The following is a 22,504-nucleotide window of genomic DNA, read 5'->3' as shown; positions in this document are numbered from 1 at the left end:
AATCCAACGGTACTCAGGCCCCGATATTCCGCAAGCAAGCGAAGGCTGGGCTAAGCGCCCGCGGTAATCTCTCGTCATGACCGTGAGTCCCGGCGCCTCCGTCCTCGCCCTCGCGGGCAGGACCCCCGTGCTCGACCCGACCAGCTTCGTGGCGGCGGGTGCGCGCGTCGTCGGCGCCGTCACCCTCAGCGAGGGCGCCAGCGTCTGGTACAACGCGGTGCTCCGCGCCGACAGCGACACCATCACCCTGGGACCAGGCAGCAACGTGCAGGACAACGTGTCGGTGCACGTCGACCGTGGCCATCCGGTCACGATCGGAGCGGACGTCTCGATCGGGCACAACGCGGTCGTGCACGGCTGCACGATCGAGGACGGATGCCTCATCGGCATGGGCAGTGTCGTGCTCTCCGGTGCGGTCATCGGTGCGGGCAGTCTGGTCGCCGGGGGAGCGGTGGTGCTCGAGGGCGCCGTCATCCCTCCTGGTTCCCTCGTCGCGGGCGTGCCGGCCAAGGTGCGGCGCGCGCTCAGCGACGAGGAGAAGGCGGGCATCCGCCGCAACGCGGAGATCTATCGAGCGCACCTTGCCGTGCACGCCGAGGCACAGGAGGTCTGACATGCGCATCGAGTCCCTCGCACCGGGGGAGGTGTTCGTCTTCGGCTCGAACGCGTCGGGCGCTCACGGCGGGGGAGCGGCACGCTTCGCCTACGACCGCTTCGGCGCGGTCTGGGGGCAGTCCGAGGGGCTGCAGGGGCAGTCGTACGGCATCGACACGATGTCGGGTCTGACGGTGTTCGAGGAGCAGGCGCACCGGTTCGTGGCGTTCGCGGCGCAGCATCCGGAGCTCCGCTTCCTCGTCACCGAGGTCGGATGCGGGATCGCCGGCTATTCGGCGGAGCAGGTCGCGGGCTTCTTCGCCGGTGCGGGCGAGAACGTGGTGCTCCCGGACAGCTTCGTCGGGGTGCTCGGCGAGGTCTGAGGCGCCACGAGCTCTGGGATCTATGATCCGGCTATGAACTCGATGCCTGAGCCCGCAGCGGCGGCCCACCCTCGCACTCCCTCCCCGCTGAGCGCGCCGCTGCGGCACCTGTACGTGCTGGCGTTCTCTGCGATGGGTCTGATCGCTCTCGCGGCTGTCCTCGCCATCGCGGTGGGTGGCGTCTGCGACGCGGGATCCGAGGGCTGGATCGCGTTCGCCGAAGGTGACGACGAGGTATCCGCGGTCGGGAGCTGCTACGGCGATGTCTCGACGAAGATCGATCTCATGGTCTGGGCCGCGGTCACCTTCACCGCCGGCGTCACCTGTGCCGTCGGCGCGGTGGCGCTCGCCGGTGTCGACGAGGTCGCCCGGCGACTCGAGCAGTCGCGACGGGGCTAGAAGATACGGCGCGGGCAGGACGTGGTCTTGCCCGAGAGCTTCGTCGAGATGCTCGGCGAGGTCTGAGGCGCGCCGAGTTCAGAAGCGCAGCAGGATCTTCCCTGCGCGTCCGGGCACCGCGCTGGCGGCCGCAGCGGCGCGGGCGTCCTCGAACGGGAACACCGCCTCGACGGGCAGCTTCACCTCGCCCGAGCCGATCCGCTGGAACAGCTCGCCGATGAGGGCTCCCCGCGTGGCGGCATCCATCGTCCTGCTCACCGTGCTTCCCCAGAAGCCCTTCACGGTCGCCTGCTTGAAGATGAGGTCGCTCGACGCGATCTGGAGCGTTCCCGAGCCCATGGCCCCGAACGAGACGAGCGTGCCGCCCTCGCCGAGCAGCGACAGCAGCTCGCCGGCGGCCGTCCCGCCGACCGAGTCGACCGCCGCGCGCGGCTCAGCCCCGTCGAGGATCTCAGCGGCACGATCGCGCCAGCCGGCGCTCTCGGTAGACACGACGTCGCCGATGCCGAGGGCGGCGAGCTCGTCGACGCCGGCGTCCCGACGCACCAGCCCGAGCACGCGGACGCCGCGGGCAGGGGCGAACTGCGCGACCAGCTTGCCGACGGCCCCGTTGGCGGTGTTCTGCACGATCCAGTCGCCCGACTGCACGCCCAGCGAGTCGAGCAGGGCGAGCGCGCTGAACGGCATGGAGACCAGCTGCGCGGCCGTCTCGTCGTCGATCGCGTCAGGGACGGGCAGGAGCCCGGCCGCCTTCGCCACGAAGTACTCGGCCCACACGCCGAAAGCTCCTCCGGTGACCCGCTGACCCACCTGGAGTCCGTCCACACCCTCGCCGAGGGCATCGACCACGCCGACGGCCTCGGTGCCCGACGCCGCGGGCAGCTCGGGCTTGAACCCGTACGTCCCGCGGATCGTCCACAGGTCGTGGTTGTGGATGGGCGAGAGCACCGTCCGCACCCGCACCTGTCCGGGACCGGGCTCGGGGAGCGGACGCTCCGCGACCTCGAGGACCTCCGTCGGGTCGCCGAAAGCGGTGTGGATGAGTGCGCGCATGGATGGTGCTCCTTCGATCGGCCCCGGAACGCATGAAACCCCTGCAGGGCAGGGGTTTCATGGGGCAGAGGGGATGACGGGAATCGAACCCGCACCATCAGTTTGGAAGACTGAGGCTCTACCATTGAGCTACATCCCCGCAGTCGCCCGTTCAGGCGGCAGCATCCAGCAGTCTACTGGACGCCATCGGCGCTTCCGTCCACCGTGCGGGTGTCTCACGGCTGCGTCGGCTAGACTTCTCAGGGCCGATCGGCGCACGCGTGCGTGCGCACCCCCGCCCGGGGCGTAGCTCAGCTTGGTAGAGCGCCCGCTTTGGGAGCGGGAGGTCGCAGGTTCAAATCCTGTCGCCCCGACTGTCGGCCCCACGAACCCAGACCGCGCGGCGCTCCCGCGCGCGTGGTCGCGCAAAAGGAGAACGAAAAGGCATGGTCAACAGCACCGTCGAGAAGCTCAGCCCGACCCGGGTCAAGCTGCACATCACGGTCCCGCCCGAGGAGCTCAAGCCCGCCCTCGCGCACGCGTACGAGCACATCGCGCAGGACGTCCAGATCCCCGGCTTCCGCAAGGGCAAGGTCCCCGCGCCGATCATCGACCAGCGTGTCGGCCGCGGCGTCGTGCTCGAGCACGCCGTCAGCGAGGGCCTCGACAGCTACTACCGTGACGCCGTCGCCGCCAACGAGCTGCGCGTCCTCGGTCGCCCGAGCGCCGATGTCGTCGAGTGGCCGAACGAGAAGGACTTCTCCGGCGACCTGAAGGTCGAGGTCGAGGTCGACGTGCGTCCCGAGTTCGACCTGCCCGCCTACGAGGGCACCACCATCGAGGTCGAGGCCGCCGAGGTCGACGAGTCCGCCATCGACGCCGAGCTCGACCGCCTGCGCGCGCGCTTCGGCACCCTCGTGACCGTCGACCGTCCTGCCACCACCGGCGACTTCGTCGAGCTCAACCTGGTCGCGACCATCGACGGTTCGGAGATCGACCGCGCCGAGGGCGTGTCGTACGAGATCGGCTCGGGCGAGCTGCTCGAGGGCATCGACGAGGCCATCGACTCGCTCACCGCGGGTGAGGACACCACGTTCCGCTCGAAGCTCATCGGCGGCGACCACGCCGGCGAGGAGGCCGAGGTGGCCGTCACCGTCACCGCCGTCAAGGAGCGCGAGCTGCCCGAGGCCGACGACGACTTCGCTCAGATCGCGAGCGAGTTCGACACGATCGCCGAGCTGCGCGAGAGCCTGCAGGAGCGCGTGGGCGAGCAGTCCACGTTCACCCAGGCGTCGGCTGCGCGCGACAAGCTGATCGAGACGCTGCTCGAGAAGGCCGACATCCCCGTGCCGCCGCAGCTGGTCGAGGACGAGGTCCACGCGCACCTCGAGGGTGAGGGTCGTCTCGAGGACGACACGCACCGCGCCGAGGTGACCGAGGCGAGCGAGAAGCAGTTCCGCACGCAGATGCTGCTCGACGCCATCGCCGAGAAGGCCAACGTCCAGGTGTCGCAGGATGAGCTGACCCAGTACCTCGTGCAGTCGGCCGCGCAGTACGGCATGGCGCCGCAGGAGTTCGTCGAGGCGCTGCAGCAGCAGAACCAGCTGCCCGCCATGATCGGCGAGGTCGCCCGCAACAAGGCCCTCGCCGTCGCGCTCGGCAAGGTGACCGTCGTGGACACGAACGGCGCGCCCGTCGACCTGACCGGCTTCGCCGCCGTCGAGGACGAGGACGAGGCCGCTGAGGCCGACGCCGCGGACGAGGTCGTCGAGGAGAAGCCCGCGAAGAAGGCACCGGCCAAGAAGGCACCTGCCAAGAAGCCTGCGGCGAAGAAGGCACCGGCCAAGAAGGCCGACGCGGACGAGGCAGCCGAGTAATCTCCCGCTGACACGCACGCGTGGAAGGGACGGATGCAGCAGCATCCGTCCCTTTCGCTTTGCCCAGGGCGAACACGGGCGGGTCGCCGACGGCGCGCCGGTAGATTCGATAACACGACCACCGAATCAGGAGTGAACATGGCCGATCCCCTTGTCGCGACGAGCGTCTTCGACAGGCTGCTGAAGGACCGCATCATCTGGCTGGGCTCGGAGGTGCGCGACGAGAACGCGAACGAGATCTGCGCCAAGATCCTGCTCCTCGCAGCCGAGGACACGCAGAAGGACATCTACCTCTACATCAACTCGCCCGGTGGCTCGATCACCGCGGGCATGGCGATCTACGACACCATGCAGTTCGTCCCCAACGACATCGTCACGGTGGGCATCGGCATGGCGGCCTCGATGGGTCAGTTGCTGCTGACCGCCGGCACGAAGGGCAAGCGCTACATCACCCCGAACGCGCGCGTCCTGCTGCACCAGCCGCACGGCGGCTTCGGCGGCACGGCCAGCGACATCCAGACGCAGGCGCAGCTCATCCTCGACATGAAGAAGCGCCTCGCCGAGATCACCGCAGCGCAGACCGGCAAGTCGGTCGAGCAGATCAACGCAGACGGCGACCGCGACCGCTGGTTCTCGGCGGACGAGGCGCTCGAGTACGGCTTCGTCGACCACATCCGCGAGTCGGCGACGGACGTCGTCGGCGGCGGCGGCACCGCGAACTAGGCATCCCGAAGGCAAAGAGAAGGACGACACACGCAATGAACATCCCCACCTTCGGAGGAACAGCCCACAACGGGCTGCAGGCACCCGGCAGCCGCTACATCCTGCCCCAGTTCGAAGAGCGCACCGCCTACGGGTACAAGCGCCAGGATCCGTACAACAAGCTCTTCGAGGACCGCGTGATCTTCCTCGGCGTGCAGGTCGACGACGCGTCGGCCGACGACGTGATGGCGCAGCTCCTCGTGCTCGAGAGCCAGGACCCCGACCGCGACATCATCATGTACATCAACTCGCCCGGCGGCTCGTTCACGGCCATGACGGCGATCTACGACACGATGCAGTACATCTCGCCCCAGATCCAGACGGTCGTGCTCGGCCAGGCCGCCTCGGCCGCCGCCGTGCTGCTGGCCGCCGGAGCCCCTGGCAAGCGCCTCGCCCTGCCGAACGCCCGCATCCTCATCCACCAGCCCGCCGTCGGCGAGTCGGGGCACGGACAGGCGTCCGACATCGAGATCCAGGCCGCCGAGATCATGCGGATGCGCACCTGGCTGGAGGAGACGCTCGCGAAGCACTCCGGCCGCCCCCAGGAGCAGGTCAACAAGGACATCGACCGCGACAAGATCCTGGGCGCCGTCGAGGCCGTCGAGTACGGCCTCGTCGACCAGGTGCTGACGACCCGCAAGCGCACCCCCGCCGCGCTCACCAAGTAGCACGACGCAGCACGACGACAGGAGGACCCCGGCCACCGTGCCGGGGTCCTCCTGCGTTGTCCGCTGAGGGCGGACTGCGCGGCGCCGCGTCGCAATACGCACCGTTGTCTCCGCCAGCGGTTAGGCTCGAATCACGCCAGGCCGACAGGCCGGACATCGGGAGGATGCACGCATGGCACGCATCGGTGAGAGCGCCGACCTGTTCAAGTGCTCGTTCTGCGGCAAGAGCCAGAAGCAGGTCCAGCAGCTGATCGCCGGCCCCGGCGTCTACATCTGCGACGAGTGCGTCGAGCTGTGCAACGAGATCATCGAAGAGCGCATGGCCGAGTCGTCGTCGGGCGAGGTCGCCGAGTTCGAACTGCCGAAGCCCCGCGAGATCTTCTCCTTCCTCGACGAGTACGTGGTCGGCCAGGACGACGCCAAGCGCGCTCTGTCCGTCGCGGTCTACAACCACTACAAGCGCGTCCGCGCGCACGGCACGCTCCAGACGGCCGAGCAGCGCGCAGACGAGATCGAGATCGCCAAGAGCAACATCCTGCTCCTCGGTCCGACCGGCTGCGGCAAGACCTATCTCGCGCAGACTCTCGCCAAGCGCCTGAACGTGCCGTTCGCGGTCGCCGACGCCACGGCGCTCACCGAGGCGGGCTACGTCGGCGAAGACGTCGAGAACATCCTCCTCAAGCTGCTGCAGGCGGCCGACTTCGACACCAAGCGCGCCGAGACCGGCATCATCTACATCGATGAGGTCGACAAGATCGCCCGCAAGGCCGAGAACCCGTCGATCACGCGCGACGTGTCAGGCGAGGGCGTGCAGCAGGCGCTGCTGAAGATCCTCGAGGGCACGGTCGCGTCGGTGCCGCCCCAGGGCGGTCGCAAGCATCCGCACCAGGAGTTCATCCAGATCGACACGACGAACGTGCTGTTCATCGTCGCCGGCGCCTTCGCCGGGCTGGAAGACATCATCTCGTCGCGCGTGGGCAAGCACGGCGTCGGCTTCGGCGCCCCGCTGCACAACAAGGGCGATGACCTGACCCTGTTCAGCGAGGTCCAGCCGGAAGACCTGCACAAGTTCGGGCTCATCCCCGAATTCATCGGCCGCCTGCCCGTCGTGGCCTCGGTGTCGCCGCTCGACCGCGTCGCCCTGATGGAGATCCTGACCGAGCCGAAGAACGCGCTGGTCAAGCAGTACCAGCGGATGTTCGAGCTCGACGGCGTCGAGCTCGAGTTCGACACCGAGGCGCTCGAGTCGATCGCCGACCTCGCTGTCGACCGCAAGACCGGCGCCCGCGGTCTCCGCGCCATCCTGGAGGACGTGCTCGGGCCGATCATGTTCGAGATCCCGTCGGCCGAAGACGTCGACAAGGTCGTCATCACCCGCGCCTCGGTCGACGAGGGCGCACCGCCCACCGTGGTGCTCCGGCAGAAGCGCAAGAGCGCCTGACCCGATGTCGGATGCGGTCGCTACGGTGACCGCATGGGAATCGAGCCGTTCTCGCTCCATGTCGCCGACGAGGTCCTGACCGATCTGGACGAGCGCCTCGCGCGCACCCGGCTGCTGACCGACTCGCCGCGGCGCCCTTATTCGGGCATGTCGAGCGGGTATCTCGCAACGCTGGTCGACTCGTGGCGCACGTTCGACTGGCGGGCACGCGAGCGCTGGCTGAACGCGCACCCGCAGTTCCTCGCCGACGTCGGCGACGCCCGCATCCATTTCGCCCATCTGAGATCCGCCGATCCGGACGCCCCCGCGCTCCTGGTCATGCACGGCTGGCCGCACACGTTCGCGCTCCAGCTCGCGTTCGCCGACCTCCTGCCCGACTTCCATGTGGTGGTGGCGAGCTTCCCCGGCTTCGCGTTCTCGCCCACCTACGACGACGGTCCGCTCACCGAGACGCGTCTCGCCACGATCATGCACGTGCTGATGACCGACGTGCTCGGCTATCGGCGGTACGTCACGTACGGCGAGGACGTGTCGGCGAACGTCAACGACCTCATCGCCGCGACCCACCCCGACCACGTCGCCGGCATCCTGGTGACGCACGCGCACTTCCCCTCCCGCGAAGAGCGCGCCCTGCTGACGCGCCCCGACGAGGTCGCCTTCTTCGAGCGGATCGCCACGTGGGGCGATGCCCACGGCGCGTACGGTCACGTCCAGGCCACGCGCCCCGACACCCTCGCCACCGCCCTGCACGACTCGCCGGCCGGTCTGCTCGCCTGGCTGGCCGAGAAGCTCGTCGAGTGGAGCGACACCCCGAAGGGCGATCCGGAGGCCGTCGAGCGCCTCATCTCCCGCGAACGCATCCTCACCGAGGCGATGATCTACTGGGTCACGGGCTCCATCGGCACGTCCTTCCGCACGTACTACGAGGGTGCCGACACGCCGGGTCCGCTTCCCCCGGTCGATGTACCCGCCTCGATCCACATCCAGCGGCACGAGGCCGACTATCCCGAGTCACTCGCCCGGCACCACTATCGCGACATCCGCACCTTCGAGCGACTCGAGCGCGGCGGGCACTTCGCGGTCGCCGAAGTGCCCGCCGACATGGCCGATCGCGCGCGCGCGTTCGCGCATGAGCTCCGGCTGTTCGACTGAGCGCAGTCGCGCCCGGTCAGCTCGCGAGGCCGCGACGCTCCAGCAGCGGCCCGATGTCGGCATCCCGCCCGCGGAAGTCGCGGTAGGCCGCCAGCGGATCCTTCGATCCGCCGACGCCGAGGAGTCGCTCCCGGAAGCGGTCGCCGTTCGCGCGGGTGAGCCCGCCGTTCTCGCGGAACCACTCGACCGTGTCGGCGTCGAGGACCTCGCTCCAGATGTAGGAGTAATAGCCGGCGCTGTAGCCGCCCGAGAACACGTGCGCGAAGTAGGTGGACGAGTAGCGCGTCGGCACAGCGGGGTTGTCCAGTCCGATGTCGGTCAGGGCAGCGGCTTCGAACCCGGCGACGTCGGGGGCGGCAGCGGCGGCCTCGGCGTCGAGGGAGTGCCACGCCTGGTCGAGCCACGCTGCAGCGAGGTACTCGCTCGTCGCGAAGCCCTGGTTGAATGCCTCCGACGCGTGCAGCTTCTCGACGATCTCGCGGGGGAGGGGCTCGTCCGTCTCGAAGTGGCGGGCATACCCGGCGAGGATCTCGGGCCAGTAGATCCACATCTCGTTGACCTGGCTCGGGAACTCGACGAAGTCGCGGAACACGTTCGTGCCGGCGAAGTGCGGGTAGGTGACGGTCGCGAACAGGCCGTGCAGCGCGTGACCGAACTCGTGGAAGAGGGTCGTGACCTCGTCGAGGGTGAGCAGCGTCGGCTGCCCGACGGCAGGCTTGGGGACGTTGAGGTTGTTCACCACGACCGGTGCCGTGTCACGCAGCCGCGACTGCGACACGATCGAGTTCATCCACGCGCCGCCCCGCTTCGTGTCGCGCGTGTACAGGTCGAGGATGAACAGCCCCAGCGCCGAGCCGTCGGCGTTGTGCACCTCGAACACCCGCGCGTCGGGGTGGTACGAAGGCAGGTCATCGCGCTCGGTGAACGTGATGCCGTACAGCGCGGTCGCCGCGCGGAACACGCCGTCCTGCAGGACTCGCTCTGCTTCGAACCACGGGCGCAGTGCCGTGCGGTCGAGGTCGTACTCGGCCGCGCGCACCTTCTCGGTGTAGAACGCCCAGTCGTGGGCCGCCAGCGGGAACGAGGCATCGTCGCCTTCCCCGTCGATGATCGCCTGGAGCGCCGCCTGCTCACGGCGGGCGTTCTCCGCGGCCGGGACGGCCAGGCGGCGCAGCAGATCGTGCACCGCGGCCGGAGAGCCGGCCGTCTCATCGGAGGTGACGTACTCCGCGTGCGTGGCGTAGCCCAGCAGGGCAGCGCGCTCGGCGCGCAGGCGCACGATCTGCTGGAGGACCTCGCGGTTGTCGTGCTCGTTGCCGCGGCTGCCTCGCGAGCGCGATGCCTCGAAGATGCGCCTGCGGCTCTCACGATCGGTCAGGGTCGACAGGTAGGGGTGCCCCGTGAACAGGGTCAGGGTCACCACCCAGGCGTCGTCCAACCCGCGGTCAGCGGCGTTCTGGGCCGCGGCGGAGAGTTCGCCGGCGGTGAGACCGTCGAGCTCCGAGGCGTCGCGGAACACGACGGCGAGGTCGTTGGAGTCGGCGAGCAGGTTCTTCTCGAAGGTCGTGGTCAGGGTGGACAGTCGCTGGTTCAGCGCGGTCAGCGTCTGCTTGGCGGTCTCGTCGAGCCCGGCACCGGCGTGGGTCATCTCTCGGAAGTGCCGCTCGACCAGATAGCGCTGCTCCGGCTCCAGCTCGAGCGCGTCGAGGCTCTCGTGCAGCGTCTTGATGCGCCAGTACAGCTCCGCGTCGAGCTGGATCGCGTCCTCGTGCGCCGACATGAGGGGAGCGAGCGCCTCGTCGATGTCCTGGATCTCCTGCGTCGCGTCGGCGGACGAGACGGTGTAGAACCTGCGGGCGACATCGCCGAGGAGGCGGCCGCTCGCTTCGAGCGGCTCCATGGTGTTCTCGAAAGTGGGCATCGAACGCACACGGGTGATCGCGGCGACCTCGGCGCGATGCTCCGCGAACGCGGCCTCGAAGGCCGGCAGGTAGTGCTCGGTGCGGATCAGCCGGTAGTCCGGAAGACCGTACGGGAGCGCGCTGGGGGTGAGGAGGGGGTTCGTCTCAGCATCCGTCATGCCCCCAGCGTATTGCGTCGGCGCACAGTGCAAAGAACCTGTTGCAAAGAAACGCTTGCATAGAGAGCGTTGCAAAGGTATCTTTGCACCATGAGCGATGACACCCGGATGCTGGATGGCCGCGCACTGCGTGCGCTGGCCCACCCGCTGCGCGTCCAGATCTACGACATCCTGTCGCAGTACGGGCCGCAGACGGCGAGCAGCCTCGCCGCGATGACGGGGGAATCGTCCGGATCGACGAGCTACCACCTGCGCGCCCTCGCCAAGCACGACCTCATCCGGGAGGTCGAGGACCGCGGCACGGCGCGCGAGCGCTGGTGGGAGCGCCCTCGTGGCGGAATCTCGTTGACGAACCCCGAGGCCATGAAGACGCCGTCGGGGAAGGCCGCGACGCAGGTGGTCATGACCGAGTTCCTCAACCGCCGGCATCAGCAGCTCATGCGGTACGTCGCCGAGGGCATCCAGGCCCCCGACGACCTCGAGGAGGATTCCGCGATGATCAGCACCGCGACCGCCCACCTCACCCTGGAACAGACCCGCGAGCTCATCGCCCGCGTGCAATCCGTGATCGACGAGACCGTGGAACGGTATCGCGATCAGGAAGGCGAGGGCGTGCGCCCCGTCTCCCTCCGTGCCGACATCTTCCCGCTCCCTGAGGAAGGACACTGACATGTCCACCGCCGTTCTCCACCCCGCCCGCCTCTCGTCCGGCACCACGGGCCAGCTCACCTCCGCCGACCGCCTCCTTCTCGCCGTCTCCGGGCGCCTCGAGCAGATCGCGCTCGACCGCATCGACCGACGCGCTGCACACGGCCGCGCTGCGGTGGCCGTGGTACCCGCGACCGAGCGCCGTCGTGACGCGCTCGCGGCCGGCCACAGCGGCATCATGCCGCGATGACCGCGACAGCCACACCGCGGGGCGACCGCGTCCGCCCCGTCAAAGACCCGCTCGGCCGCGACTTCGGCAAGCTCTGGACGGCGGCGGCTTTCAGCAACCTGGCGGACGGCATCGGCCGCACCGCCGTACCGCTCATCGCCACGACGCTCACTCGCGATCCCCTCGCGATCTCGGTGATCGGAGCGCTTGCGTTCGTGCCCTGGCTGCTGTTCGGCCTCCCTGCCGGCATGGTCGTCGACCGCTTCGACCGCCGCGTCGTGATGGCGCTCGCCAACGGCATCCGCGGAGCGGTCGCCGTCTGGCTCGCCGTGCTCAGCGTGACCGGCAGTCTCTCCCTGTGGACGCTGTTCGCCGGGACGCTCGCCTTCGGGCTCGGGGAGACGCTGTTCGACAACGCGACGAACGCGGTCATCCCCGGTGTCGTGCGCCGAGATCAGCTCGACAGGGCGAACGGATGGATGCAGGCGGCACAGGTCACGATCGACAACTTCATCGCGACGCCGATCGGCGGCATCCTCTTCGCCGTCGCGCTGGGGCTGCCGCTGTGGATCGGTGCGGCAGGGTACGTCGTGCCGATCGTGCTCGCGCTGTTCCTGCCCCTCACCGCCGCGCGTGCACTCCGCGATCCGGCTGTCCCGAGCGCGCCGGCCGGCCGGATCACCGCTCGCGAGGCGGTCGTCTACCTGTGGGGCCACAGCTACCTCCGCTCGATGGTGCTCTTCACCTCGTTCATCGGCTCGGCGCTGGCGCTCGCGCAGTCGGTGCTCATCCTGTACTTCCTCGACACGCAGAACGTCGCTCCCGCGGCCGTCGGCTTCGTCACCGCCGGCATCGGGGTGGGCGCGCTCGTGGGCTCGCTCGTCGCACCCCGGCTGGTCGGTCGCTTCGGCAGGGGGCGGGTGATGGTCGGCGCCGTGCTGACCGGCGGCGTGTTCACGGTGCTCACGGGCGTGGCACCCGAGGTCTGGACGGCTGTGATCGCGTTCGCCCTCATGGCCGGCGCGGTCTCGGTGTGGAACGTGCCGTGGGGGAGCCTGCGGCAGCAGATCGTGCCGGCGGCCCTGTTCGGCCGGGTGCTCGGGATCATCCGCACGTTCACGTGGGGGCTGTTCCCGATCGCGACGCTCATCGGGGGATGGATCGGCCGCATCGATCTGCGACTGCCGCTCTACATCGGCGGCGCGGCGACCATCGTGGCGACGCTGATCGCGGTCCCGCTGCTCATCGGCGGGACCCGCCGCGCCGGCGCGGACGTGCCGGGGTAGCGGTCCGGCATCCGTCCGGGGCTTGGCTTACCCGAACTCGTCGTCGATGTCGTGCCGCACCACGGGACGGCCGGTCGCGTCGATGCTGACGATCACCCCGGTGTCGAGCTCGGCGATCGGCTTGCCCTCCAGCCAGGTGAGCGTCCAGCGCGGGCGCGGCTGGCCGAGCTGGTCGCCGGGGATGGCAGCATCCACGTCGCCGATCGCTTGATGAAGCTCCGCGGGCACCGCGGCGGGCGGCACGTCGCCCGAGGTCCAACGCGTTCCGAGCTGCATGTCAGACCTCCTGCGGAGCGAGCTCGACGCCGGACACCGTCAGCGTGTCGGCTGCGGCGTACTCGATCTCAGCGATCCGGCCGACGGCCTTCAGGTCGCCCTCCGCGAGCTGCACGGCCGCGATCGTGGCCGGGTCAGCGGCCAGGGTCAGACGCGTCACCGGCGTCTTCTGCGAGGCCTTCGCCTCAGTCTTGGCGCGGCGGACGCCGATGAGGGCGCCGCTCACGGTCGACAGCACGGCGGGGTCGCCCTCGATGCCGAGCGGCTCGGGCCACGATGCCGTGTGCACCGAGCCCTCCTCGAACCAGGACCACGACTCCTCGGCCGCGAAGGCGAGCACCGGTGCGAGCAGGCGCAGCAGCGTCGACAGCGCGGTGCGCAGGGCGAGCGCCGCGGACGCCTGTCCGACGTCGGTCTGGTTGTAGGCGCGCTCCTTGACCAGTTCGAGGTAGTCGTCGCAGAAGGTCCAGAAGAACGACTCGGTCACCTCGAGCGCGCGGGCGTGGTCGTAGGCCTCGTACGCGCGCGTGGCGTCGCGGACGACCTGGTCGAGCGTGGCGAGCATCGACGCGTCGATGGCGTGCGTGATCTCCGCACCCTCGGGGACGGGGAACGACAGCACGAACTTCGCGGCGTTGAGCACCTTGATCGCGAGGCGACGACCGATCTTGACCTGGGTCGGGTTCTGCGGGTCGAACGCGGCATCCGCGCCGAGGCGGCTCGACGCGGCCCAGTACCGCACCGCGTCGGTGCCGTGCTGCGCGAGGATGTCGGCCGGGGTGACGACGTTGCCCTTCGACTTGGACATCTTCTTGCGGTCCGGGTCGACGATGAAGCCGGAGATGGCCGCGTCGGTCCACGGTGCCCTGCCGTCCTCGAGGGCGCTGCGCAGCATCGTGGAGAACAGCCACGTGCGGATGATGTCCTGGCCCTGCGGGCGCAGGTCGAACGGGGCGACCAGGTTCCAGAGCTCCGGGTCGCGCTCCCAGCCGCCGGCGAGCTGCGGCGTGAGCGACGACGTAGCCCAGGTGTCGAAGATGTCCTTCTCACCGTCGAAGCCGCCGGGCACGCCGCGCTGCTCGGCGGTGTAGCCGGCCGGCACGTCGGTCGTGGGGTCGACGGGAAGCAGGGCGAGGTCCGGCGTGAGCACGCGCTCGTAGTCACGCTCGCCGTTCTCGTCGAGGGCATACCAGACCGGGATCGGCACGCCGAAGAACCGCTGCCGCGACACGAGCCAGTCGCCGGTGAGGCCGCCGACCCAGTTCTCGTAGCGCACGCGCATGAAGTCGGGGTGCCAGCCCATGCCCTTGCCGAGCTCGACGAGCCGGTCACGGAGGTCGGTGTCGCGCGCGCCGTTGCGGATGTACCACTGACGGGTCGACACGATCTCGAGCGGGCGGTCGCCCTTCTCGTAGAACTTCACCGGGTGGGTGAAGGGCTTCGGGTCGCCGATCAGCTCGCCCGACTCCTGCAGCAGCTCGACGATGCGCTTCTTGGCGCTGAACACCGTCTTGCCGGCGAGTTCGGCGTACGCGGCCTTGGCAGCATCCGTCGTGATCACGTCGGGCGCGTCGGCGATCACGCGGCCGTCCTGGCCGAGGATCGTGCGGTTCGGCAGATCGAGCTCGCGCCACCAGATGATGTCGGTGACGTCGCCGAAGGTGCAGATCATGGCGATGCCCGATCCCTTGTCCTGCTGGGCGAGCGGATGCGCGAGCACCGGCACCTCGACGTCGAAGAGCGGGGTGCGCACCGTGGTGCCGAACGAGGCCTGGTAGCGCTCGTCGTCAGGGTGGGCCACGAGGGCGACGCAGGCAGCGAGGAGCTCGGGACGGGTCGTCTCGATGTGGATGTCGCCGGAGCCGTCGGTCCGGTGGAAAGCGACGCGGTGGTAGGCCGCCGGCTGGTCGCGGTCCTCGAGCTCGGCCTGGGCGATCGCCGAGCGGAAGTCGATGTCCCACAGCGTCGGCGCCATCGCCTGGTACGCCTCGCCGCGGTCGAAGTTGCGCAGGAACGCCAGCTGGCTGGTGCGGATCGTGTCGTCGGAGATCGTGCGGTATGTCTGGGTCCAGTCGACGCTGAGGCCGAGCTGGCGGAACAGCGCCTCGAAGTGCTTCTCGTCCTCGACGGTCAGACGCTCGCACAGCTCGATGAAGTTGCGACGGCTGATCGGCACCTGGTCGGCGGCCTTGCTGGACTTGTTGTCGCCGCCCTCGAACGGGGGCGTGAAGTCGGCGTCGTACGGCAGCGACGGGTCGCAGCGGACCCCGTAGTAGTTCTGCACGCGGCGCTCGGTCGGCAGCCCGTTGTCGTCCCACCCCATCGGGTAGAACACGGTCTTGCCCCGCATCCGCTCGAACCGCACCTTCAGATCGGTGTGGGTGAACGAGAACACGTGCCCGATGTGGAGGGAGCCCGACGCCGTCGGCGGGGGAGTGTCCACGGAGAACACTCCGCCGCGGCCGCGCTCGGCGGCGGCTGCCCGGTCGAACAGGTACGTGCCCTGCGCGCCCCAGGCGGCATCCCACTTGGTTTCGAGACCCTCGAGGGCGGGCTTGTCGGGAATCTGCGCGTCGGCCATGAGGGGTCTCCTGAATATGTGCGGCACTGTGTGAGCGTGCCTGAGTGTGGGTGTGCGGCAATTCTATCGTGGCCGCGGCACCGGCTTCAGGTCGCACCACCACCGCCCCTCGTCGCGAGACAAGGAAATGGGGCCACGGGAGGTCTCGCGCCCGGGTGAACGCACCTCCGGTCGTGGCATCTCCTTGTCTCGCGGACGATGCGGGCGGCGCGATTCCTCCCCAGCGCGAGGTTGCCGCCGACGGTCCCCGTGTTGGGCGCGGGGACCTCCACGCCCCGTCGGTCGCCGCGAGCATCGCACGATGGATGTCATCACCCGGGACTGGATGACGGCGCGGCAGCCCGATGGCGCCGATGCACGTCTCGCGAGAATCCTGAGTTTCGTCGACGACCAAGGCGGCGTGGTCCGTTCGAGTGCGCTGCGCGCCAGAGGTTTCAGCGATCGCGCAGTTCGCGCGGCTGTGGATGGCGGGATGCTGGAGCGCCTGCGTCGTGTCTGGATCGCTCTGCCCGGTGCAGATCCGGAGCTGAAGGCCGCAGCATCCGATGGCGTCATTCTGACGTGTGTGACGCAGGCGCGCCGTCGTGGCGTGTGGACGCTGCCCGCCACGGAGCGCCACGTCGCCGTCCCTGCCCACTCGGCCCACATCGAGGCTGCGGGACATCTGCACTGGGGCGCACCCGTCGTGCCGCGGCACCCTCACGCACTGGTCGATCCGATTGAGAACGTGCTGTGTCTGGCGGCGACGTGCCAGCCGTTCGAGACGGCGCTGGCGATGTGGGAATCGGCGATCCGTCACGAGCTCGTCTCAACCTCCGCACTCGCCACGCTGCCGTTGCCGGCGCGGGCTCGCGCTCTGCTCGATGCAGCCACGCCGTTCGCCGATTCCGGTCTCGAGACGATCTTCCGCATCCGTCTGGCATGGCTGCGCGTGCCGATCCGGATCCAGATCTGGATCAGCGGACACAGGGTCGACACGCTCGTCGGCGACCGGCTGATCGTCCAGATCGACGGCGGTCATCATGTCGGCGCCCAGCGGACCTCGGACATCAGACATGACGCGGAGCTCATGCTGATGGGCTACCACGTGATCCGGGTGGGCTACGAGCAGATCATCCACCGCTGGCACGAGGTGCAGGATCTCGTCATGGGCGCGATCGCCCGTGGTCTGCACCAGGCCGGGGAGTAGCGGTCTTGGTTGCGAGACAAGGAGAAGGCATGTGAGGAGGAGGGGTTTGCCAATACCGTTCCTGGCCCGGCGACATTTCCTTATCTCGCGACAAGGGGAGGGAGAAGGGAGGGAGCCAAACCCTTCTGGTGGCATTGATCGACGGGGTACAGAAATCGGGTAGCGTGAGAGCATCCCCTGTCACAGCATCCCGAGGACACCCATGCCTGCTCCGCACACCCCGCGCGCCGTCGCCGCGGTCGCCCTGGCCGTCTCCACCGCCCTCGCCCTGAGCGCGTGCGCGGGCTCGGGCACCGGCGAGCCGACGGCCGACCTCGACGGCGAAGTCGTGTGGGCGATCGAGGGGGCGAACCTCTCCGCAGGGCACATGGACCCGCAGACCAGCCAGCTCGACGTCTCCGCGATGGTCCAGCGCGCGGTGCTCGACTCCCTCGTCTTCCAGGAGGCCGACGGCACGTTCTCGCCGTGGCTCGCGGAATCGTGGGATGTCGAGGGCGGGGGCACCAGCTACACGTTCCACCTGCGCGACGATGTGACCTTCCATGACGGCGAGGCGTTCGACGCCGCCGCGGTGAAGGCGAACTTCGACCGCATCGCCGACCCGGAGACCGCTTCGGCGCAGGCGGCGAGCATGCTCGGCGGGGAGTTCTACGCGGGCACCGAGGTCGTCGACGAGCACACCGTCACGGTCGAGTTCACCCAGCCGTACGCACCGTTCCTGCAGGCGGCGTCGACCGCGCTGCTCGGGTTCTACTCGCCGGCCGTCCTCGCCGAGTCCGCCGATGAGCTGAAGGCCGGCGGACCGGGCATCACGGTCGGCACGGGCCCGTTCGAGCTCACCGACTACACGCCCGATCAGGAGATCGTCTACACGCGCAACGACGACTACGCGTGGGGTCCCGATGGGCAGGGTGCGCCGAAGTTCGAGACGCTGCGCGTCGAGATCCTGCCGGAGGCCGCGGTGCGCACGGGCGTGGTCGAGAGCGGCGAGGCCGATCTCGCGAGCAACATCCCGCCGAACCTCGCCGCCGAGCTGCCCGACTCGCTGACGGTCGATTCGATGGAGTACCCGGGTCTGCCCTACTCGCTGTACCTCAACGAGAAGTACGGCGTGTTCGCCGACCAGAAGGTGCGGCAGGCGTTCTCCCGGGCGATCGACATCGACACGGCGGTCGACGAGATCTTCTACGGCCAGTTCCCGCGCGCATGGAGCATCCTCGGATCCACCACTCCCGGGTACGACGCCTCGCTCGAGGGCACGTGGGAGTTCGACCAGGACGCCGCGAACGCGCTCCTCGACGAGGCCGGCTGGACCGAGCGGGATGCTGACGGCTACCGCGTGAAGGACGGTGAGCGCCTCAGCGCCCGCTGGATCGCCTGGACGCCGGTCCCCGACGACCGCACCGCTCTCGCCAACGCCATCCAGTCGGACCTCAAGGCGGTCGGCTTCGAGATCGTGCGCGAGGTGCTCGAACCGGGCGCCTACAACGAGCAGTACGGGCCGAAGACGTTCGACCTGACCGACTGGGGCTTCTCGGGCGTCGACCCCGACCTGCTGCGCAGCCACCTGCACACCGACGGCTTCCAGAACGCGTCGCAGGTGAGCGATCCCGAGCTCGACACGCTGCTCGAGAGCGGCGTCGCGACCACCGACACGGACGAGCGCAACGCGATCTACGCCGACGTGCAGCAGTGGAACGCCGACCACGTCGCGATCGTGCCCCTGTACAGCCCGTCGCTCATCACCGCGGTCGGCGAAACGGTGTCGGGTCTCACCTACGATCTGTACGGGCGCCCCCTGTTCTACGACGTGACCGTCGGCTGACGCGCGGCGCCCCACGGCGCACGGAGGACGGCATGACGGAGGGCACCCGGGTCGATGCGCGCGCGGTGATCACGCGCGTCGCAGGACTCGCCGCATCCGTTCTGCTGGTGCTCTGGGGCGCGGCGACGCTGGCCTTCCTCGCGCTCAGGGTGATCCCGGGCGACCCGGTCGACGTCATGCTCGGCCCGCAGGCGCAGGTGAGCGAGGAGGTGAAGGCCGGGATCCGCGCAGAGCTCGGCCTCGATCGCCCACCGCTCGAGCAGTACCTGGCCTACCTCGGGCGGCTCCTGCACGGCGACCTGGGGGAGTCCTACCAGCTCCGGATGCCGGTGACCGAGGTCATCGGCCGCCAGCTCGGCGCGACGCTGCAGCTCACCGCGCTCGCCCTGGTGCTGGCGGCGCTGACGGCGTTCGCGGTGGCGCTGTTCGCCCGCGGCACGGCGACGCGCACCGCCGTCGCGGCGGTCGAGCTGGTGGTGCTCTCGTCGCCGGTGTTCTGGATCGGGCTCGTGCTGCTGAGCGTCTTCGCGTTCGGTCTCGGCTGGTTCCCGGTCTCCGGTTCGCGGAATCCCGCCACGCTGGTGCTGCCCGCGGTGACCCTCGCGCTGCCGGTCGCCGCGCTGCTCGGCCAGGTGCTGCGCGACGGCATCGTGCAGGCCGAGCGGCAGCCGTTCGCCACGACGGTCCGCGCACGGGGCGCCGGCCACACGTGGCTGACCCTCCACCACACGCTGCGCCACGGCGCGACCGGGGCGCTGACCCTCGCCGCCTACTTCGTCGGGTCGCTGCTCGGCGGAGCCGTCCTGGTGGAGACCGTGTTCGCCCGGCCGGGCATCGGCCGGGTCACCCTCACCGCGATCACCGACCGCGACCTGCCCGTCATCACGGGGATCATCCTGCTCAGCGCGCTCGTCTTCGTGATCGTGAATCTGCTCGTCGAGGTGCTCTATCCGGTGCTCGACCCGCGGCTGCGCTCCGCGCGGCCCGCGCGGCCACGGAGCCTCTCGTGACCCGCGGGCGGCGGGCGCTCCTGATCCTCGCGATCGCCGTGCTCGGGCTGATCGGCCTGGTCGCGGTCGCGCCGAGCCTGTTCACGTCGGCCGACCCGCTGCAGACCGACCTCGCCGCGACGCTGCGCGCCCCGAGCGCCGCCCATCCGTTCGGCACCGACCAGAGCGGCCGGGACGTGTACGCGCGGGTGATCCACGGGGCGGCCCGGTCGGTCGGCATCGGCCTGCTCGCCACCTCGCTCGCGCTCGTGGTGGGCCTGATCGTCGGGTCGCTCTCCGGGGTCGCACCGCGGCTCGTCGACACCGCCGCGATGCGGGCCACCGACATCCTGCTCGCCTTCCCCGAGTTCCTCGTCGCCCTCGTCGTGGTCGCGGTGCTCGGTCCGGGCCCCGCGAACGTCGCCGTCGCCGTCACGATCGCGGCGGTGCCCGTCTACGTCCGGCTCGCTCGCGCGCAGACCCGGACGCTCCGGACGGCCGAGCACGTGGAGGCTGCCCGCATCCTCGGGGTTCCCGCGGCCAGGGCGTTAACCCGGCATGTCCTGCCCGGGGTGCTCGGCGCTCTCAGCGTGCTCGCGACGATCGGCATCGGCTCCAGCATCCTCGCCGCCGCGGGGCTCAGCTTCCTCGGACTCGGCCCCACCGAGCCGACGCCGGAGTGGGGGCTGATGCTCGCCGGCGGACGCAACGTGCTCGGCCAGGCGTGGTGGGTGTCGGTCTTCCCGGGGGCGGCGATCACCCTCACCGTGATCGCGGCGACCGTCGTCGGACGGATGCTGCGCGCCCGCGCCGATGGAGCGGCGTCGTGACGGCGCTCCGGGTCCGCAATCTGCACATCGCCTTCGGCGACTCCGTCGTCGTCGACGGCGTCGACCTGTCCGTCGCACCAGGCGAGTGCCTGGCGATCGTCGGCGAATCCGGCGCCGGCAAGTCGCTCACCGCGCGGGCTCTGCTGGGACTGACCCCTGCGGGAGCCGCGGTGACGGCGGACGCGCTCGAGGTCGACGGGACCGACGCCGGCGCACTGGGCGAGGCAGGCTGGCGGCGCGTGCGCGGTGCCCGCATCGCGCTGGTGTCGCAGGACGCCCTCGTCTCGCTCGACCCCCTGCGCCGGATCGGCGCCGAGGTGGCCGAGCCGCTGCGGCTCCACGAGCGCGAGCTCACACCCGCCGCACGGGAGCAGCGCGTCGAGGAGCTGCTCGCCAGCGTGTCCATGCCCGATCCGGCATACCGTGCCAGGCAGCGCCCGCACGAGCTGTCCGGAGGGCTGCGTCAACGTGCGCTGATCGCCTCGGCCCTCGCCGGTCGCCCTGCCGTCCTCGTCGCAGACGAGCCGACCACCGCGCTGGACGCGACGGTGCAGGCGCGCGTCCTCGACCTGCTGCGCGGGATCGCCGACTCCGGCGTCGCCGTCGTGTTCGTGAGCCACGACTTCGCTGCGGTGCGCCGCGTCGCCGACCGGATCGTCGTCATGCGCGACGGGCGCTTCGTCGAGCAGGGGGCCGCCGCCGCCGTCCTCGACGATCCACAGCATCCGTACACGCGCATGCTGGTCGACGCGACCCGCCACGCGCCGCGTGCAGCGGCGCCCGCCGCGGACGACGCGCTGCTCAGCGTGCAGGGCGTCTCGAAGAGCTTCGACCGCCCCGCCGTCGTCGACGTCTCGCTGGAGGTGGCACGCGGCCGCACCCTCGCGATCGTCGGCGAGTCCGGCTCAGGCAAGACGACTCTCGCCCGCATGATCGTCGGCGTCGAGCAGCCCGACTCGGGAACCGTGCGCATCGGCGGACTCGCGTGGCGTGCCGGCGACGACGCGGCCCTGCGTCGTCGCGTGCAGTTCGTGCACCAGAACCCCCTCGGCGCCTTCGACCCCCGCTGGAGCGTGGCACGCTCGCTGCGCGAGGCGCTGGCGGCCGGGGGCGTGCCCGCCGCCGAGCGGCAGGCGCGGGTCGCGGACCTGCTGCGGGAGGTCGATCTCGACCCGGCCCTCGCCGGACGCCGGCCCGCCCAGCTGTCCGGCGGTCAGCGGCAGCGGGCCGCGATCGCGCGCGCTCTCGCCGTCGGTCCGCAGCTGCTCGTGCTGGACGAGCCGGTCTCCGCGCTCGATCCGTCCGTGCGCGAACGGGTGCTCGCGCTCCTGCGGCGACTGCAGGAGGAGCGCGACCTCACGATGCTCTTCGTCTCGCACGACCTCGAGGTGGTCGCGTCGGTCGCGGACGAGGTCGCGGTGATGCAGGACGGTGCGGTGGTCGAACTCGGCCCGGTGGCGGCCGTGTTCGCGGCCCCCCGGCATCCGTTCACGAAGGAGCTGCTCGCCGCCGGACGCTGACCGGCGTCAGTCGCGGACGTCGATGCCCAGCGCGGCGGCGAACGCGTCTGCGAGCTCCGCGACCTGACGGGCCGACAGCGTCGCCCCGCGCAGCGCCGTCGGATCGGTGTACGCGAGCGCGTCGAGTCCGCGCAGGTCGAGGTCCTTCGCCCGGAGCTCGCGCGTGTCGACCTCGTCGGCGCGACTGTCCTCCACACTTACCCGCTCGAGCCGGGCGAAGGGGACATCCAGCGTGCCGATCGTGCAGTCCACGATGAGCAGGTCGCGGACGGTCGCCTGGGTGAGGGCGAGGTAGTCGATCCGGACGCCGCGCAGCTCGACCGCCTCCAGCTCGGCCCGGGCGAGATCGAGGGTGCCGATGCGCCCGCCGGTCACCCGCACGGATCTCCAGCGCCCTGAGCCCGCCGCGATCGCCGTCGCCCGGGGCTCCTCGACCTCGACATCCACGAGCGTCGCCCCCGAGAGATCCAGTCGATCGACGGATGCCGTCGCCACCACGCACTCGGTCAGCCGGGCATGGGCGAGGTCGACGTCACCCGTCAGGCCGGCGAGCCGCACCTGCTGGAGGTCGGCGTGCGGCCGCCATCCATCCGCATCCTCGAGGACGCGCGGAAGGTCGGGGGCCGCCGAGCGCGGAGGCAGAGGACCGGTGCTGCGGCGGGGCATGCGCTCGAGCATACGTGCGGGTAGAATCGTCGCACGAGCATCGATCCGGACATCACCGGGGAGCTCTCGGAAGAACA

General features: G+C 70.1%; 21 protein-coding genes and 2 tRNA genes. 17 read left to right on the top strand and 6 right to left on the bottom strand.

What is annotated here, in order from left to right:
• Window positions 1-76 precede the first annotated feature (76 nt).
• The 3 genes from Microterr_RS07215 to Microterr_RS07205 are packed head-to-tail and all read left to right on the top strand — an operon-like array spanning window position 77 to window position 1,376.
• Window positions 77-613 (top strand): gamma carbonic anhydrase family protein, encoded by a 537-nt coding sequence (locus Microterr_RS07215; RefSeq protein WP_263798648.1) that lies wholly within the window; start codon window positions 77-79, stop codon window positions 611-613.
• Window position 614: 1 nt separating this feature from the next.
• On the top strand, window positions 615-977 hold the full coding sequence (locus tag Microterr_RS07210) for an A1S_2505 family phage non-structural protein (RefSeq protein ID WP_263798649.1): 363 nt from the start codon (window positions 615-617) through the stop codon (window positions 975-977).
• Between the two features lie 33 nt (window positions 978-1,010).
• The gene (locus Microterr_RS07205; protein ID WP_263798650.1) at window positions 1,011-1,376 is read left to right on the top strand and encodes a hypothetical protein; all 366 of its coding nucleotides are present in this window, start codon (window positions 1,011-1,013) and stop codon (window positions 1,374-1,376) included.
• A gap of 78 nt (window positions 1,377-1,454) precedes the next feature.
• Here the strand turns inward: Microterr_RS07205 and Microterr_RS07200 are convergent, their stop codons facing one another.
• Together Microterr_RS07200 and Microterr_RS07195 are read right to left on the bottom strand one after the other, a co-directional pair.
• Window positions 1,455-2,429, bottom strand: a complete 975-nt coding sequence (locus Microterr_RS07200; protein ID WP_263798651.1) for a zinc-binding dehydrogenase — start codon at window positions 2,427-2,429, stop codon at window positions 1,455-1,457.
• A 68-nt stretch (window positions 2,430-2,497) separates the two neighbouring features.
• Window positions 2,498-2,568 (bottom strand) — tRNA-Gly (locus Microterr_RS07195).
• 140 nt (window positions 2,569-2,708) lie between these two features.
• Between Microterr_RS07195 and Microterr_RS07190 the strand changes: the two genes are divergently transcribed.
• The 6 genes from Microterr_RS07190 (at window position 2,709) to Microterr_RS07165 (ending at window position 8,308) form a co-directional block, all read left to right on the top strand.
• Window positions 2,709-2,782: transfer RNA gene (locus tag Microterr_RS07190), tRNA-Pro, on the top strand.
• Window positions 2,783-2,854: 72 nt separating this feature from the next.
• Window positions 2,855-4,285 carry a trigger factor gene (gene tig / locus Microterr_RS07185; protein WP_263798652.1) on the top strand — a complete coding sequence of 477 codons (1,431 nt, stop codon included), beginning with the start codon at window positions 2,855-2,857 and terminating at the stop codon, window positions 4,283-4,285.
• A gap of 33 nt (window positions 4,286-4,318) precedes the next feature.
• Window positions 4,319-5,008 (top strand): ATP-dependent Clp protease proteolytic subunit, encoded by a 690-nt coding sequence (locus tag Microterr_RS07180; RefSeq protein ID WP_263798653.1) that lies wholly within the window; start codon window positions 4,319-4,321, stop codon window positions 5,006-5,008.
• A 35-nt stretch (window positions 5,009-5,043) separates the two neighbouring features.
• Window positions 5,044-5,715: an ATP-dependent Clp protease proteolytic subunit gene (locus Microterr_RS07175; protein WP_263798654.1), complete on the top strand. Its 672-nt coding sequence runs from the start codon at window positions 5,044-5,046 to the stop codon at window positions 5,713-5,715.
• Window positions 5,716-5,887: 172 nt separating this feature from the next.
• Window positions 5,888-7,156, top strand: a complete 1,269-nt coding sequence (clpX, locus tag Microterr_RS07170; RefSeq protein ID WP_263798655.1) for an ATP-dependent Clp protease ATP-binding subunit ClpX — start codon at window positions 5,888-5,890, stop codon at window positions 7,154-7,156.
• A gap of 33 nt (window positions 7,157-7,189) precedes the next feature.
• Complete coding sequence (locus Microterr_RS07165) at window positions 7,190-8,308, top strand: epoxide hydrolase family protein (protein WP_263798656.1); 1,119 nt, start codon at window positions 7,190-7,192, stop codon at window positions 8,306-8,308.
• Window positions 8,309-8,324: 16 nt separating this feature from the next.
• Here Microterr_RS07165 and Microterr_RS07160 read toward each other — a convergent pair whose 3' ends face one another.
• Window positions 8,325-10,388: a M3 family metallopeptidase gene (locus Microterr_RS07160; protein ID WP_263798657.1), complete on the bottom strand. Its 2,064-nt coding sequence runs from the start codon at window positions 10,386-10,388 to the stop codon at window positions 8,325-8,327.
• Window positions 10,389-10,478: 90 nt separating this feature from the next.
• Between Microterr_RS07160 and Microterr_RS07155 the strand changes: the two genes are divergently transcribed.
• From Microterr_RS07155 to Microterr_RS07145, 3 genes are read left to right on the top strand one after another with little or no spacing between them, the layout of a single operon-like run.
• Window positions 10,479-11,057 carry a winged helix-turn-helix domain-containing protein gene (locus Microterr_RS07155; protein ID WP_263798658.1) on the top strand — a complete coding sequence of 193 codons (579 nt, stop codon included), beginning with the start codon at window positions 10,479-10,481 and terminating at the stop codon, window positions 11,055-11,057.
• 1 nt (window position 11,058) lies between these two features.
• Window positions 11,059-11,286 (top strand): hypothetical protein, encoded by a 228-nt coding sequence (locus Microterr_RS07150; protein WP_263798659.1) that lies wholly within the window; start codon window positions 11,059-11,061, stop codon window positions 11,284-11,286.
• On the top strand, window positions 11,283-12,551 hold the full coding sequence (locus tag Microterr_RS07145; RefSeq protein ID WP_263798660.1) for an MFS transporter: 1,269 nt from the start codon (window positions 11,283-11,285) through the stop codon (window positions 12,549-12,551). The genes Microterr_RS07150 and Microterr_RS07145 overlap by 4 nt, the downstream gene beginning before the upstream one ends.
• 27 nt (window positions 12,552-12,578) lie before the next feature.
• On the opposite strand, the gene Microterr_RS07140 is transcribed toward Microterr_RS07145, so the two are convergent.
• Both Microterr_RS07140 and valS read right to left on the bottom strand, forming a co-directional pair.
• Window positions 12,579-12,827, bottom strand: a complete 249-nt coding sequence (locus Microterr_RS07140) for a hypothetical protein (RefSeq protein WP_263798661.1) — start codon at window positions 12,825-12,827, stop codon at window positions 12,579-12,581.
• Between the two features lies 1 nt (window position 12,828).
• A complete protein-coding gene (gene valS, locus Microterr_RS07135; protein WP_263798662.1) occupies window positions 12,829-15,408 on the bottom strand; it encodes a valine--tRNA ligase in 2,580 nt (859 codons plus the stop codon).
• 472 nt (window positions 15,409-15,880) lie between these two features.
• On the opposite strand from valS, the gene Microterr_RS07130 reads away from it, so the two are divergent.
• From Microterr_RS07130 to Microterr_RS07110, 5 genes are all read left to right on the top strand, one after another.
• Window positions 15,881-16,597, top strand: coding sequence for an endonuclease domain-containing protein (locus Microterr_RS07130; RefSeq protein ID WP_263798663.1), 717 nt, complete (start codon window positions 15,881-15,883; stop codon window positions 16,595-16,597).
• 202 nt (window positions 16,598-16,799) lie between these two features.
• Window positions 16,800-18,422, top strand: a complete 1,623-nt coding sequence (locus Microterr_RS07125) for an ABC transporter substrate-binding protein (protein ID WP_263798664.1) — start codon at window positions 16,800-16,802, stop codon at window positions 18,420-18,422.
• 32 nt (window positions 18,423-18,454) lie between these two features.
• The gene (locus Microterr_RS07120; protein ID WP_263798665.1) at window positions 18,455-19,432 is read left to right on the top strand and encodes an ABC transporter permease; all 978 of its coding nucleotides are present in this window, start codon (window positions 18,455-18,457) and stop codon (window positions 19,430-19,432) included.
• Window positions 19,429-20,241, top strand: a complete 813-nt coding sequence (locus Microterr_RS07115; protein WP_263798666.1) for an ABC transporter permease — start codon at window positions 19,429-19,431, stop codon at window positions 20,239-20,241. Before Microterr_RS07120 ends, Microterr_RS07115 begins: the two co-directional genes overlap by 4 nt.
• Window positions 20,238-21,761, top strand: coding sequence for a dipeptide ABC transporter ATP-binding protein (locus Microterr_RS07110; protein WP_263798667.1), 1,524 nt, complete (start codon window positions 20,238-20,240; stop codon window positions 21,759-21,761). The genes Microterr_RS07115 and Microterr_RS07110 overlap by 4 nt, the downstream gene beginning before the upstream one ends.
• 6 nt (window positions 21,762-21,767) lie before the next feature.
• Here the strand turns inward: Microterr_RS07110 and Microterr_RS07105 are convergent, their stop codons facing one another.
• Window positions 21,768-22,427, bottom strand: a complete 660-nt coding sequence (locus Microterr_RS07105) for a pentapeptide repeat-containing protein (protein ID WP_263798668.1) — start codon at window positions 22,425-22,427, stop codon at window positions 21,768-21,770.
• Between the last annotated feature and the right edge of the window lie 77 nt (window positions 22,428-22,504).

Origin of the sequence: Microbacterium terricola, assembly GCF_027943945.1 — a bacterium.
Lineage (GTDB): Bacteria > Actinomycetota > Actinomycetes > Actinomycetales > Microbacteriaceae > Microbacterium > Microbacterium terricola.
The sequence above is the reverse complement of the archived record's forward strand: the minus strand, read 5'-3'. Positions and strand labels throughout refer to the sequence as shown.